Origin of the sequence: Kribbella flavida DSM 17836 (assembly GCF_000024345.1) — a bacterium.
GTDB classification, from domain to species: Bacteria; Actinomycetota; Actinomycetes; order Propionibacteriales; family Kribbellaceae; genus Kribbella; species Kribbella flavida.
Window position 1 is genome coordinate 801,917 of record NC_013729.1, and the last position, 14,176, is coordinate 816,092.

A 14,176-nucleotide genomic window follows, 5' to 3' on the forward strand; every position below is an offset into this window, starting at 1 on the left:
TCCCTGCGTGCTGCGCGGCACCCGGCACGGCACCTGCTCGCGACTGCAGGGAGCTGATCAACGCGCCCTAGCGACGACGGCAGGTTGCTCCGCGCAACGGTTGGGGCGCGCTGATGTACACCGCTGTTCCCTCCGACGCCATGACCTCGAAGCAGTACTTGAGGCCCGGGGTGACGGCCACGGTCGTCGTGGTGCCGGTCCCGCGGTAGATCCTCTCCGCCTCGCCGCCGCCCTGCAACGCGACATTGACGACGTAGGTCAGTGGCTTGGAGCTGCTCCACTCCAGCACAACCGACGTACCACGGTCCTGCGGCGGCTTCAGTTGCACCTGCACCGCACTGGTGATCGTGTGAGTCGGGGTCACCGGCGTCTGCAAGGTGGGGATCTGGCCGGCCGGTGTCTTGTCGGGCGGCGAACCCCACGGCACCAGGACGACCACCAGCACTGCCGCGACCGCGAGAGCGGCGCCGAGGCCGATCAGCGTTCCCTTGGAAGGCTTCCACGTTGTCCGCGCCTGCACCGCGGCGACCGGTCGTGGTGCCGTCCGCGGCGCGGCCTGGACGTAGTGGTGCTGGGTCAGCCGGGCAGCCGCCAGCTCGTCCCGGAAGTCGTCGAAGTCCACCTCGTCGGCCTGCGGCTCGTCCGGCGCGGCCAGCAGCGCCTCGAACACGGCCAGCGCCTCAACGGCTTCCGGCCGGTCGTCGGGCTCCTTGGCCATCATCCGCTCCAGCACCGCGGTCAACGCCGGCGGCACGTCCCGCCCCGCCACCTCCGGAACCGGCTCGCGCAGCACCCGCAGTACGACGTCCTCCGGTGTCTCGCCGGTCCGCAACGGGAACGGCGGCTGCCCGGTCAGCGCAAGGTACAGCACCGCACCCAGCCCGTAGACGTCCGCCTGCGGCGACAGCTCGCCGTCGCGCAGCACTTCAGGCGCCGTGTACGCCGCCTCGGCCGTCAGGTCCCGCGGGAACCGGAGCCGCAACGCCAGCCCGAAGTCCGCGAGCGCCGGCTGACCACTGGCCCGCTCCACCACGTTGTGCGGCGTCACGCCGCCGTGCACGACGCCCAGCTCGTGCGCCTCGGCCAGCACCGAGCACAGGATCTGCCCGAGCACCACCACGTCACCGATCGGCAGCGGCCCCTCGGCCACCAGCTCCGGCAACGCCTGCGGACAGAACTCCGCCCGCACCCCGGTCCGCCCGTCCGGCAGCTCGTCCAGCGACTCCGCCAGCACGATCGACGCCGCCGACCGCAACCCCGCCAACTTCGCCTGCTCCACCTCGACCGCGTTGAACGTCCGCCGATCCAGCGGCTGCGGGTACACCTTCAGCACCGTCGTCCGCCCACCCGCGGCAGCAGGCGCCAACAGATACACCGAAGCCACCGGACCAGTAGCCCGCGGCACCAACTGCTCGACCGAGATCTCCGCCATCACCGTCATCTTCGCACCCGCTCAGCCCACGACGTCGAGATACGCGCACCCGTGCGCCACCAGGAACCGCAAGTCCCCGAGGATCTCGGCCAGCGCGTCCACGGGCTCGAGCGTCTGACCGAGCTCCGCCGTCACGGTCGCCCGCACCTCGCAGCTGTGCCACAGGGTCGGCGCCACCGACCCCCACTGCCACAGCTCGTAGCAGTCCGGATCCAGCACAGCGGCCGTCCCGAGCCCTGGTACGCCGACCGCGTGCTCGTCCGGGCGCTCGGCGGTGTTGCCCAGCCCCACGAACAACACGTCCATCCGGTGCTTGCGGGCGAAGTCGATCGCCTCGGCGGACTCGTCCGGCACGAGTGCGAGCGCGCCGAGGGCCAGCAACTCGTCGAGGTGGTTGTCCGGTTGCCCGAGGCCCGCCTGCTGAGCCAGCTCAGCCACTTCCGCCGTGGTCCACCGCCCTTTACCGGTCTGAGTCATTCCATGCGCCAGGACCCACACCCCGAACGCGTCCTCGCTCAACCGATGCTGGTGCCACCCCACCCGGACCACGTGCACCGGCTCGTCACCAGGCCGCAGACCCGAGTAGTGGCCGATCGGGAAGACGTTCATCGCGCCACCCGCCGATCGAGGTACGCCGCCCGCACGCAGAGCAGGGCATGCACGTTCCGCAGTACGCCGGTGAGCACCTGCCGCGGGTCGGTCTCCGCGGGGTCCGTCACTCCGGCCTTCTCCGCCACGATCGCCGCGTCATGACACCCGGTCCACAACTGCGGCGCCAACTGCGACCACGCCCACACGTCGTACAGCGCAGTGGACACCTGCACGACCGGCTGGTTCAGCAGCCCGATCGTCTGCATCCAAGGTTGCTCCGGATCAGGCCCCAGCCCATGCATCAACGGAACCAGCCGATGCTCCTGCGCGAAGACGACAGCAGACTCCCCAGCCGGATCGACCTCGACCAGCAACCCGACACCTACGAAGCGCTGCACTGCCGCATCGACCTGCTCGGCATCCAACCCCAGCGCCGCTGCCGACGCGGTGACGCTCGTTCGGGTCGGTCGATCATCACTGTCCACCCCGTGCGCCAGCAACCACACCGCGAAGTCCTGGTCCGCGAGCTCGATCAGCTCGACACCCACCCGGAGCTGTTGCCGCCTTCGGGCGGCTGCCGCGTCCGGCTGCAGTGCGCCGAGATCGTGTCCCACGGGCAGCAGCAAGGGCTCAGCGGTCACCAGGGACCTCCTCCGTCGTGGGCCGTTCGGGCGGTTCGGGCGGTTCGTCGAACCGTAGCCGCGTAACGGCCACCGCCGAGCCGTTCGGCAGGAAGCTGTCGCGGTGGTCTGGATCCAGTCCAGCGGGCGTCCAACATCGGTCCGGCGCTGCGGAGGGAGAGTGACCGCAAGAGGTCATCGCGCCGTACGTCCGGGACATGGCGCGGACAGTGTGGGCGTGGAAAGCAAGAAAGGCGGCAGATGAACATCAGCGGACTGCTTCGAGTCACCATCGCCACGCCGCAGCGCCGGCTGGACCTCGCGCTGCCCGAACACGCCTCGGTGGCAGAGGTCCTGCCCGGTCTCCTGACGAAGGCGGGCGAGCACCTCGCTGATGAGGGCGTCGCGCAAGGCGGCTGGGTACTGCGCCGTGCCGACGGCGCTCAACTGGTTCTCGGGCGCAGTCTCGGGTCGCACCGGATCAGGGACGGCGAGATTCTCCACCTCGTGCCCAGCCGGTTGGAGTGGCCCGAACTGGAGTACGACGACCTGGTGGACGCGATCGCCACCGGGTCGAGCCGGCTCGGCGCCGCCTGGTCGGCGTGGCACACCCGCCTGTGGGGTCTGATCTCGGCCGTGGCTGCACTGCTCGTCGTCCTGATCAGCGTTCTCCGACTGGGCGCTCCCTGGCCGGAGCCGGCGGGATGGCTGCTGATCACCGCGGTCCTGCTGACGGCGGTCGCCGTGGTTCTGGCGAGAGTGGTCGGGGACGCCGGAGCCGGTGTGGTCGTGGGCGGCGCTGCCTTGCCGTTCGTTGCCCTGGGGTGTGGGCTGATGCTCGCCGGCGACGCCATGTGGCCGGCGGTCGGCGCACCACAGTTCCTCGCGGCCGGTGCGGGGCTGCTGCTGGTCGGCGCTGCTTGCTACGTGGGTGTGGTCGACGGCGCGACCCTGTTCGCCGGAGCGGCCAGCCTCGGCGTTCTCGTCATCGCTGCGGGCTGGATCGGTACCTCGAACGCGCTGGACGGCGCCGACGTCGCCGCGATCACGGGCTCGGTCGGACTCGTCTTCTCGCCCCTGCTCGCGTCGCTGGCCATCCGGCTCGGGCGGCTGCCGACGCCGATCCTTCCCAGGACCACGGCCGACCTGGTGCGCGACGATCCGCAACCGGCACGCAAGGTGGTCTACAGCGCGGTGGTTCGCGCGGACGGCCTGCTCACCGGCATGCTGCTCGGACTGTCAGTCGTGCTGTGCACCTGCCAGGTGCTACTCGTGCTGGCGGGTACTCGGTCGGCGACCATCATGGCCTGCTTGGTGACGGCAGGCTGCCTGCTCCGGGCACGCCTCTATCCGGTCGTGCGGCAGCGACTACTGCTACTGAGTCCGGGCCTCGTCGGGGCGGCCGCCCTGGTGCTCGGCCCGCTGACGAGAATCACCGACGATCCGGTCCCGACGATCGTCCCACTGCTCCTGCTGCTCGCCACTGCGGCGATCTTCCTGGCTCTGCGCTACAGCGCCCGGCCTGCCAGTCCGTACCTCGGCCGGTGCGCGGAGATCATCGAGGTGCTGGTTGTCCTCGCGCTGATACCGGTGGCCGCCGCGGTCCTTGGTCTGTACGGCGTGGTCCGGGGCTGGGGCGGCTGAGATGGCAACCCGGAAGGACCAGCTGCAGTCGCACCAGTTCTCTGTCCAGCGGATGATCTCCGCGCTGGTGACCCGTGAGGCCGACCCCGAGCAGCCGCCGTTCAAGCGCCCGATGGCGTCCGCGTTCGGCAGCGTCGCCGTCGTCGTCCTGGCCCTGGTGATCGCCGGTGTGTACGGCGTGATCGTGCCCGGTGGCAGCAAGGCATGGCGATCCGGGGACGTGGTGGTCGTCGAGAAGGAGACCGGCACCCGCTACGTGTACGTCGACGGGCATCTCCACCCGGTGGCCAACTATGTCTCGGCTTTGCTTGCGTTGGGCAAGAAAGGGCCGACGCGCCAGGTGTCGCAGCGATCGCTGACCGGCGTGCCGCGGGGACCGCGGATCGGCATCGAGGACGCGCCCGACGCGCTGCCGCCGCGGAACCGGCTGCTGCCCGGAGGCTGGACGCTGTGCTCGGAACCGGTACTGGATCCAAGCGGCGCCCAGGCCGGCGAATCGGTGCTGCTGGTCGGTCACGGTCCGGCTGCCGAGACGCCCCTGGACGACCGGGCCATGCTGGTCGAGGTGATGGAGACCGGGGACCAGTACCTGATCAGCAAGGGCTACCGCCACCGGATCCAGAAGTCCGACACCACCACGGTCGGACTCGCACTCGGATCCGAGCCCTGGGCCCGCGTGGGCGCGGCGTTCGTCGCCGCGCTGCCGGACGGCCGGCCGATCGCGCCGATCCGGCCCACTCATCTCGGCCGGGCGTCAAGGGCGGTGCCGGACCGCCCGGGGACGTTGGTGGGGCAGTTGTTCGTCGTGCGTACCTCCGGCGGCGGAACACAGCACTACCTGGCCCTGAAGGACCGGCTGCAGCCCATCTCACAGCTGCAGTTCGACATTCAGCGCGCGTACCGGCCGCTCGCCGTGGCGTACGGCGGCAAGGCGCCGACCGCCATCGAGCTCGGCCTGCTGTCGGTCGGCCAGGCGGTCCTGCCCTCCACCGTCACCGGCGAAGGTGAAGCGCCGCGCACGCGGCCGGAGTTCGTCGCGCCTCGGGACGGCCTCGGGATCGTGTGTGCGACCTTTCCACCCGGCCGGCGGCTGCCGGTGGTGTCCGTCGACGCCACCCTGCCGGCTCGTGACCCCGCGACGCTGACGACCCGGCGTAGCGCACTCGGAACCGCGCTGGCCGACCGGATCCTGGTTCCGCCCGGGACGGCGGTGGTGGTCGAGGCGATGTTGTCGGACCAGGCACCCGCCGGCACGGTCTCGGTGGTCACCGACCTGGGTCGCGCCTACCCGCTGTCCGATCCGAAGGTGCTCGACACGTTGGGCTACAACGGTGTCCAGCCCGTACGCATCCCGTCGGCACTGGTCGCCCGCATTCCTCAGGGCCCGGGCCTCGACCCGGTAGCAGCAAGCCGCCCGACCGTCTGACTGCTCCCGCCCCGGCCCAAGAAGGCCAGCTCCTACCGTCACGCCGACCGGTCTTAGTGGCAAGCCCGGACGTGAGAGGGCCCGGCTCGGAAGTTCGTCCGAGCCGGGCCCTGTGATGTGTCACCGGCCAGGCGGATCGGCCGGCGGCGGCGTCAGGTGACCAGGCGGCGAGCTCGCTTCGGTGCGGCCGCCTCCGGCTCCTCGACCTGCCACAGCTCTTCGTCGAGCAGCTGCAGCGTCTCGGCCTGCGGATCGCGTTCCGGCCGCCGGCGCGTCGGTGCCGTGAACGCCTGCTCCGACGAGCGGCCACGCAGTCCGGCCGGGATGCCGGGCGTCTCGCCCGCCTGACGGTTACGCCCGCGGGCAAGCGGCCGCACCGCCCCGGTTGCCGCCTTGCCACCGCGACCTCCGCCGGGGGCCGCGGCCGCCGCCCCCGGCGGCATCATCGGCGGGGCGCCGCCGGCGGTGACCGGTGCTGCCGGTGCCCCCGTTCCGATGCCGGTCGGCGCTGCGGGCGCGCGGCCCGTTGCCTGCTGCTGAGGCGCGGTCAGCGGCTCGCTTGCCCGCGGGATGGGCCGATCGCCGACGGAGGGGTCTCCACCGGGCCTGCCGCCGGTCAGATCGCTGCCCTTCAGCCCGCCGCCACTCAGCCCGCCGCCACTCAGCCCGCCGCCACTCAGCCCGCCACCACCCAGGCCGCCGCCACTCAGCCCGCGGCCCGCGAGTCCGCCGCCACTGAGACCAGTTGCTCCCGGCACCTTCAGCTGGTCGCCCGCGCCGATTCCCTTCGCCGCGCTCGAACCGGTCCCGGTGCCGACCGGCGGCAGCGGAATCCCACCCACCGGCAGCCCGCCCGGCGGGAACCCCCCGGGCAACGAACCGGGCAGGGAGCCCGGTGGCAAGGAACCCGGCGGCAACGAGGTCGGTGGCTTCGGTAGTGTGCCGGTCCCGGCGAGGCCGGTTCCGCCCGGTCCTGTTGGCGCTCCTCCGGCGGATCCAGGGCCACCCGCACCCCCGGCCGGACCGCCCTCGGCTGCTGCCGGGTCACCTGCGCCGCCCGTCGGCCCGCCAGCAGCTTCGGTCGGTCCGCCGGCAGCTTCGGCCGGCCCTCCGCCGTCCACCGCACTCGGCCCGCCCGCCGGCCCGCCGGCCAGGTCGGTCGGACCGCTGGACGACATTGCCGGCCCGCCGGTCGAACGAGGCATGGATGTCGAAGGGGAGCTCTCGCCAGCGGGTCCGGCCCACTTCAGCCCTTGCGCGGCGGCCACCAGTTGCGGCCCGGACACCTGGTACGTCGTGGCCACGATGTTCAGGTTCTTGCCGACGCCGACCACGGTCTCCCGCCACTGGTTGACGAACTTCACCTCGTCGGCCCGCCTGGCGTCGGCTTGCTCGGAGGCGGCCTTTGCAGTCATCATCGTCGGCATCGAATCCCAGTGCTGGTTGAACTGTTCGACGGCGGCATCGAGAGCGGTCTTGACGGCGGTGCTCCGGCCCGCCACATCGCGCAACAGATCGGCGAGCAGGACGAGCGTTTGCGGTATGCCGCTGCCGGAGTTGCGGGCGTTGGCCTCTCCGCCGATGCTGCTGTGCGAGTCGACGAGCGACTGCGTGGTGGCAGCGGTCGCCGTCCGGAAGGTCTCGGACTCCACCCGACTTCTCCAGATGCTCAGCACGTTGCCGGCCACGGTGGGGAAGGAGGCAATCACACCGTCGATCGCATCCCGCGACTTCTGCCACATCTCCGCCGACGTGCGCAGTGGGGACTCGAGTGCACGTTCCGCTTGTGCCGTGGCGTCGATGTCGTTCATCGCTGTCTGAAGGTCGACGATCAGCACTGCAGCCGTAGCCGCGGCGTCGTAGGGGTACTGTCTCGGCGCCATCACTGACCACCTCGCTCAGCGCCCTCGGACGACTGAGCCGTCAGGGCACGTCGCCAGTCGAACGCGGGGTCCAGCGGCACCGGTCCTTCCTGGGGACGCAGCAGCGTCTGCATCTGCCGAGTGGTCAGCTGAGTCAGCTTGTCGTGCTCCTGTCCCAACGCTTCGACCGCCGTCCCGTAGCCGCCCAGACCGTTCTTGACCTTGGTCATGTACTGGGCCAGCAGGTCCCTGGCCTGACGCTCCTGCCGCATGAACTCCTCTCCTTCCTGCATCATTCCCCCTGCGGCGGGTGAGGCGGAATTGTTGCCGGCTGCCGTCATCGCGGTGCTGAAGACGCTCGTGATGTTCTCCAGGTCCCGGCCGGCAAAGTCGAAGCCGTCGAGCTGTTCGACATGGATGTCTCCTGCGGTCATCGGTTCTCCTTCTCAGGGGCGGGTGGTGGCCCCGCCGTGGTGTCAGCCGGCCGATTGTTCGTCCGACGGTGGATGGGTGAGTTGGACGAGCTGGGTGGTGCCCTGCCGGTTCAGCAGGTAGCCACGGCCTGGGGGCATCGGCTGTGCCCGCAGGCCGCCCAGCAGCGGTCCTTCGTCCCGGCTGCCGGACAGCATCAGTCCTGGCGAGCCGACGTCGCGGATCCGAGCCAGGACCGGCTCGAACAATCCCCGCATGGCGCCCCCGGTTCGCCGAGCGGTGAAGATCCGCAGCCCGATGTCGGCGGCCTGCGGGATGAACGGGAGCAGCGGCAGCAGCGGGTGGTTGTCCGATGAGGCGACCAGGTCGTGGTCGTCGATCAGCACGAACAGGTCGGGCCCCTGCCACCACGACCGGTCCCGGAGCTGCCTCGGGGTGACGTCGGGTCCGGGAAGGCGTCGCTCGAGCACGTTCACCAGCTTCGTCACCAGATCGGCGGTGACCTGGTGATTGCTGCCGTAACCGATCAAGTGGTCACCCTCGACGCTGCCGAGCAGGCTCCGGCGATGGTCGATGACGACCATGAGCGCCTGGTCCGGTGTGTAGGTCTCCCGGATGCGGCTCGCCAGTGTGCGCAAGAATCCGCTCTTTCCCGAGCCGGTGTCGCCGAGCAGGATGAACGTGGGGTTGGCCGTCGGGTCGAGCAGCACCGGCTCGAGGCTGCGTTCGGCCACTCCTACGGCGAGTCCCGTCTCCGGTGAGCTTGCGCCGTTCACGGCTTCGTACGGGACGTCGGTGGGCAGCAGTTTGACTTCCGGAGCCGCTTCCTGCGGCCAGGCGGCGCGCACACTCTGGACGAGCTCACCGAGTCCGACCGAGAGCCGCTCTTCGCCGGCCGGCTCGCGTAACCTCGGCGCCGCCACCAGGAAGTGGTGCTTCGTGCTGGTGATGCCCCGTCCGGGCGAGTGCTCGGGCACCAGGATCGCCGTCCGGCGGTCGACCATCGAGTCGGTCGGGTCGCCGAGTCGCAGCTCGAGCTTCGTCCCGCACAGGTCACGCACGTTGGTTCGAAGGTCGAACCATCGGGCAACGCTGAGCAGGAGGTGCACGCCGTACGCCAGTCCGCGCGTGGCGATGTCGGCCAGCAGCGGTTCGAGGTCCTCGAAGTCGTTGCGAATAGTGGCCCAGCCGTCCACCACGACGAACACGTCGCCGTACGGCGCGTCCGCGTGCTCGCCGCGGCGACGTTGCTCGCGATAGGTCTCCATGCCGTCGATCCCGGCTTGGGCGAAGAACCTCTCCCGCTCAGCGATGATGCCGAGCGCCTCGATCACGGTCCGGCGGACCGCGTTGACGTCCTGCCGGCCGGCGACGCCGCCGACGTGCGGCAGGTCGCGGACGGCGCCCAGCAGGCCGCCGCCGAAGTCCAGGCAGTAGAACTGGACCTCGCGCGGGGTGTGGGTCAGCGCCAGCCCGGCGATCACGGTGACGAGGGTCGTGCTCTTGCCGCTCTGCGGTGCGCCCGCCACCGCTACGTGTCCGGCGCCGCCGGCCAGGTCGAGCAGCAACGGGTCACGGCGCTGCTCGAGCGGCCGGTCGACGACACCGGCGATGGTCGCCAGCCGGCCGCGCCGCAGCGACGTCGCCCCGGTCACTCCGTCGGGGCCGGGCAGCAACGGTCCCAGGGCCGGTGCCGTCTCCAGGGGAGGCAACCAGATCTGGTGGGCCGGCGTGCCCTTTCCCTCGAAGCGGTCGACCAGGATGTCCAGCAGACTGTCCCCGACCGACTCGTCGAAGGCGCCGTCCGGGTCGGGCGTCGGGTCGTCGGCCTGGTCGTCGATCACCGGCGGGACGTACGCGCTGGAGTAGTCCAGCAGCGCCACGGAGTTGTCCGGCGTCACGGTGAAGCCGCCCGTTGGTCGCCGGTGCACACCGGACACGTAGGCCGCGCGGAACCGGTCCATCTGCTCGGTGCCGACGCGCAGGAAACCGTGACCGGGTGCCCGCGGCAGGTGAAAGGCGTCGTTCACGCCGAGCACGGCGCGACTGTCGATGTCGGAGAAGGTTCGCAGGCCGATCCGGTACGACAGATGAGCTTCTAGACCCCGCAGGCGTCCTTCGTCCAGCCGTTGGCTCGCGAGCAGCAGGTGCACTCCGAGCGAGCGCCCGACCCGGCCGATCTGGACGAACATGTCGATGAAGTCCGGCCGAGCGGTGAGCAGCTCGCTGAACTCGTCACAGATCACGAACAAGGTCGGCACCTCGGCCAACGGGGCGCCCGCCGCCCGCGCCTTCTCGTAGTCGCGCAACGAGGAGAAGTTGCCGGCGGCACGCAGTAGTTCCTGGCGGCGCAGCAGCTCGCCGTTGATCGCGTCCGCCATCCGGTCGACCAGGTGCAGCTCCTCGGCCAGGTTGGTGATGACCGCGCTGGTGTGCGGCAGTTTGTCGAGCCGGGCAAAGGTGGCGCCACCCTTGAAGTCGACCAGGGCGAAGTTGAGCGATCGCGGTGGATGGGTGATGGCCAGCCCCAGAACGAGCGTCCGCAGGAGCTCACTCTTGCCCGAGCCGGTGGCGCCGATCAGCAGCCCGTGCGGTCCCATGCCCTCCTGGGCGGACTCCTTCAGGTCGAGCTCGATCGGCAGTCCGTCGGGGCGCAGCCCGAACCGGACCCGTAGCCGATCGCGACTCGGCCGTGCCAGCCAGGTGTCGTCGGGGTCGAAGTCGTAAGGGTCGCCCAGGTCGAGCAGTTCGGCGAGCCCGAGGTCGGCGGTGAGCGGCTGCTCGCCTTGCGAGCCCGCCGTCAGGCGCAGCGGTGCCAGCTGGCGAGCCAACCCTTCCGCTGTCCCCAGGTCGAGCGTGTCCGCGACCCCCAGCGACTGTTCTCCTTCCATCGTCTCGGCCATGAGTTTGCCTTCAGCATCGACTTCGAGACTGATCGCGGACGGGTCGATGGCGCGCGGCGGTGGGAAGGTCAGGTCCAGGACGGTGACGCCCTCCAGTCCAGGGCCGGCCAGCAGGTGGTCGGAGCCGTCGGTGTCGCCGCCGTCCAGGACGACGACCAGGTGCGGTCCGCTGACCCGGCCGTTACCGTCCGGCTCGAACCGCGGCCGGTTCGCCAGCAGGTCGTCGAGCATCGCCTCCAGCGCGGAGATCGAGCCGGCGATCAGACGCAACGGACCCAGCGCGTCGGCCCGCTCCGGGTGGAGGCAGTGCGGCAGCCACTTGGCCCAGTCCCACTCCGCCTGCCGGTCGGCACCGGAGCAGATCGCGATCCGCAGGTTGTCCGGTGCTTGCAAGGTGGCGAGTTGAGCCACCATCGCCCGCACGAGCGCCACCGACCGTCCGGGGTCTCCGGGCAGGTGAATCCGGGCAAAGCCGGTGACAGCGATCGCGAGCGGCAGGTCCGGCACCGTGGCGTACGTCGACACGAACCGGCGCAGCGCCAGGGCGGACAGGGGTTCCAGCCGTTCCAGCGGCTGAGTGTCCGGTGGCACGATCGACACCGCCGGGCCTTGCGGGCCGGTGCCGACCCGCGTCACCCCGAAGTCGGTGTCGTCCGGACGGCGTTCCCACAGCCGGTAGCTGTTCGCCAGCGCCCACAGCGATCCCGGGTGCGGGTGAACATAGCTCAATGTCTCCCGCTGCCGGCCGATCATTCTGCTGAGCCGCAGCCGTTGCTGGGCCAGCTGCCGCAGGTAGGTTCGTCTGGCTTGCCCCATCTCCGCCCGGCCGGTCCCGGAACGAGTCATCACGGCGACCGCGATCATGCCCAGCATCGCCACACCGAAGAGCCCGAAGACGACGTACCGCAGCGTGCTGGCGATGCTGCCGGAGAACATCACCATCATCGCGCCCATCATCGCGACCATCGGCAGCACCATCAGCATCTGCGTCCACTGCCGGCCACCGGGCTCGGGCACCTCCGGAGGGGCCTCGAGCAACAGTTCACCGCCTGGCAGATCGGGACCTGGCCGCCGAGCCGGCCGCCGGACCACCACCGTCGCCATCCTGAACCTCCCACCGAGTTGATCCGCCGCGATCATCACCCGGTACGACGGCCCGCCGGGCCCGATGGCAGGAACGTGTCGCGGGGCGCCTGGCCGCAGGCTCGCTGTCTACGGTTCCTGGGCAAGCAACACCCCACGGAAGGAGTGAGCGATGTACGGCGACCTCATCAAGATCTTCACCGACCAGACCGCGCATCAGGCCAACCTGACGCACGCCTACGCGGAGCGCCTGGCGGTCAACATCCGGGACAACGAGAACAACACCGCCGCGTTCGAGACGGCGGCGCGCGGCCCGTTCGCCCTGGCCAACCGCAGCGGCGTGGACGCCTGGGCGAGCAACGCCACCACGCGCGGCCCGGTCCTGGTGCACGAGCAGGGCGACGGCCTGCAGACCATCACCAACCATCACGAGGCGAACGGCGCGTACGCGTTGCAGCAGATGTCGTCCGTGTCGATGCCCACCGCCTGATCGAAAGGAGAACCCCCGATGAACAACGAGATCTTCCAGCAGTTCGCGGGCATGGCCGACAGCTCCCAGCGGTACAAGATGCTGGGCCAGGCCAGGGCCACCGACGCCGACGACCACGGCCTGACGATGGCCAGGCTGATCGACGGCGGCAGCTACAACGGGCCGGACGCCGACATCGTGTTCATGAACGCGAGGCTCGGCATCAACGAGGCTCACCACCAGAGTGAGGACCTCGGAAAGCGTGGCCAAGCCGGCATGAACTGCGTCGACATGGGTCGCGAGACCTCGCAGACCTGCCAGGTCATCGCCAACGGCTTGATCTGACCCACCGCTCGAACCGCAGAACCAGAAGTCCCCGGCCGATCCGGCCGGGGACTTCTCGGTCTGGCCTCAGTCCTGGCGAGTGAACAGGTACTCCGGTGGCAGCTCCGCCAGGTCCGGGCGCTGCTGATGGCCGATGGTGGTCCGGCCCGCGAACCAGCGCCGGCGCCGGCCCGCAACAACCAGCCACCCGGCCAGCAGCGCGGTCAGCGCGCCGGCCACCGCGAGCGCTGTCAGCCGCTGCGCGTCCACACCAGCGGAACGCCACCAGGCCGCCGCCGCGAGCCGCTGCTGGTCGGGAGGCGGTACGGTCATCGGAGGAACCTGCCGCATCCGCGTACCCACCATTCCCTCGGTGACCGCGCGGTACGGATCGATGATCCCGGCGCCGTACTGCGTACTGTCGCTGCCGCCGCGGGCGGGACTCGCCGTCGCCGTCAGCCGCTGGACCACCTGCCGCGCGGTGAGTTTCGGCCAGGCCGCGCGGACCAGGGCCGCCGCCCCGGAGACGAAGGGGGCGGCGTAGCTGGTTCCGTCGACGTAGGCGTGCCCGTGCTGCCGGACCGTCGCCAGCACCGACCCGCCAGGCGCCACCAGGTCGACGTAGGGGCCGGTCTGCGAGCCGGACAGACGTGCCCCGGCGTTGTCGATCGCGCCGACTCCGAGGACCCCGGGATAGGCGGCGGGAAAGGACGGCAGCCGTTCGCCGTCGGTCTGCTGCCGGTTTCCCACGGCGGCAACGACGACCACGTCGCGCTTGACCGCGTACTCGACGGCCTGTCGCACCGGGGCCTGGTCGCGATCGCCGGACATCGACAGATTGATCACTCGCGCGCCCTGGTCGACGGCGTACCTGATGCCTTTGGCAAGGATCACCGGATCGATCAGCTCGGTTCGACCGTTGTCGGCGCTGTCGCGCTCGCTGATCCGGACCGGGAGGATGCGGGCCCCCGGAGCTACGCCGGCGAAACCGATCCCGGTCGCGGGGCCGGCCGCGATGATGCCGGCGACGCCGGTCCCGTGCGAGACACAGTCGTAGTTGCCGGGCAGGGAGCCGACGAGGTGGAAGTCCCGGCCGCGCAGAACCTTGCCGGGACGCCGAAGTTGCGGGTGATCGGCGTCGACGCCGGAATCCACCACCGCGACGGTGACGCCGCTGCCGGTGCTGAACGGCCACGCACGCTGCGGCTTCAGCAGTTGCTGCGCCCACGGCAGCAGCGACTCCGTGGACCGGCCGGGTTCAGGGTTGGTGCACGCACCGCGGGGTGGCGCCGCCGCGGCTGGGGCGGCCGCGATCGCCGGCCATCCGGCGGCCAGCGCTCCGGCGGCCAGCGTGCAGACGAAACGACGCGCTGACATGGATCTCACGCGA

At 70.7% G+C, this 14,176-nt stretch carries 11 protein-coding genes; 4 read left to right on the forward strand and 7 right to left on the reverse strand.

The annotated features are described in order from the left end of the window. Nucleotides 1-67: 67 nt before the first annotated feature. The 3 genes from KFLA_RS03755 to KFLA_RS03765 are packed head-to-tail and all read right to left on the reverse strand — an operon-like array spanning nucleotide 68 to nucleotide 2,664. Nucleotides 68-1,441, reverse strand: coding sequence for a protein kinase domain-containing protein (locus tag KFLA_RS03755; protein ID WP_012918428.1), 1,374 nt, complete (start codon nucleotides 1,439-1,441; stop codon nucleotides 68-70). 12 nt (nucleotides 1,442-1,453) lie between these two features. Then, on the reverse strand, nucleotides 1,454-2,041 hold the full coding sequence (locus KFLA_RS03760) for a hypothetical protein (protein WP_012918429.1): 588 nt from the start codon (nucleotides 2,039-2,041) through the stop codon (nucleotides 1,454-1,456). Beyond that, nucleotides 2,038-2,664, reverse strand: coding sequence for a hypothetical protein (locus KFLA_RS03765; protein WP_012918430.1), 627 nt, complete (start codon nucleotides 2,662-2,664; stop codon nucleotides 2,038-2,040). The genes KFLA_RS03760 and KFLA_RS03765 overlap by 4 nt, the downstream gene beginning before the upstream one ends. Before the next feature lie 240 nt (nucleotides 2,665-2,904). On the opposite strand from KFLA_RS03765, the gene eccD reads away from it, so the two are divergent. Beyond that, the gene (eccD, locus tag KFLA_RS03770; RefSeq protein WP_012918431.1) at nucleotides 2,905-4,287 is read left to right on the forward strand and encodes a type VII secretion integral membrane protein EccD; all 1,383 of its coding nucleotides are present in this window, start codon (nucleotides 2,905-2,907) and stop codon (nucleotides 4,285-4,287) included. A 1-nt stretch (nucleotide 4,288) separates the two neighbouring features. Then, complete coding sequence (gene eccB / locus KFLA_RS03775; RefSeq protein WP_012918432.1) at nucleotides 4,289-5,713, forward strand: type VII secretion protein EccB; 1,425 nt, start codon at nucleotides 4,289-4,291, stop codon at nucleotides 5,711-5,713. Nucleotides 5,714-5,865: 152 nt separating this feature from the next. On the opposite strand, the gene KFLA_RS35290 is transcribed toward eccB, so the two are convergent. From KFLA_RS35290 to eccCa, 3 genes are read right to left on the reverse strand one after another with little or no spacing between them, the layout of a single operon-like run. Then, nucleotides 5,866-7,596: a hypothetical protein gene (locus KFLA_RS35290; RefSeq protein WP_012918433.1), complete on the reverse strand. Its 1,731-nt coding sequence runs from the start codon at nucleotides 7,594-7,596 to the stop codon at nucleotides 5,866-5,868. Then, nucleotides 7,596-8,009: a hypothetical protein gene (locus KFLA_RS03785; protein ID WP_012918434.1), complete on the reverse strand. Its 414-nt coding sequence runs from the start codon at nucleotides 8,007-8,009 to the stop codon at nucleotides 7,596-7,598. Before KFLA_RS03785 ends, KFLA_RS35290 begins: the two co-directional genes overlap by 1 nt. Before the next feature lie 42 nt (nucleotides 8,010-8,051). After that, a complete protein-coding gene (gene eccCa / locus KFLA_RS03790) occupies nucleotides 8,052-11,948 on the reverse strand; it encodes a type VII secretion protein EccCa (RefSeq protein ID WP_237706718.1) in 3,897 nt (1,298 codons plus the stop codon). A gap of 217 nt (nucleotides 11,949-12,165) precedes the next feature. On the opposite strand from eccCa, the gene KFLA_RS03795 reads away from it, so the two are divergent. Next, a complete protein-coding gene (locus tag KFLA_RS03795) occupies nucleotides 12,166-12,483 on the forward strand; it encodes a hypothetical protein (RefSeq protein ID WP_012918436.1) in 318 nt (105 codons plus the stop codon). An 18-nt stretch (nucleotides 12,484-12,501) separates the two neighbouring features. Further along, the gene (locus tag KFLA_RS03800) at nucleotides 12,502-12,807 is read left to right on the forward strand and encodes a hypothetical protein (protein ID WP_012918437.1); all 306 of its coding nucleotides are present in this window, start codon (nucleotides 12,502-12,504) and stop codon (nucleotides 12,805-12,807) included. 66 nt (nucleotides 12,808-12,873) lie between these two features. On the opposite strand, the gene mycP is transcribed toward KFLA_RS03800, so the two are convergent. Beyond that, on the reverse strand, nucleotides 12,874-14,163 hold the full coding sequence (gene mycP, locus KFLA_RS03805; protein ID WP_012918438.1) for a type VII secretion-associated serine protease mycosin: 1,290 nt from the start codon (nucleotides 14,161-14,163) through the stop codon (nucleotides 12,874-12,876). Between the last annotated feature and the right edge of the window lie 13 nt (nucleotides 14,164-14,176).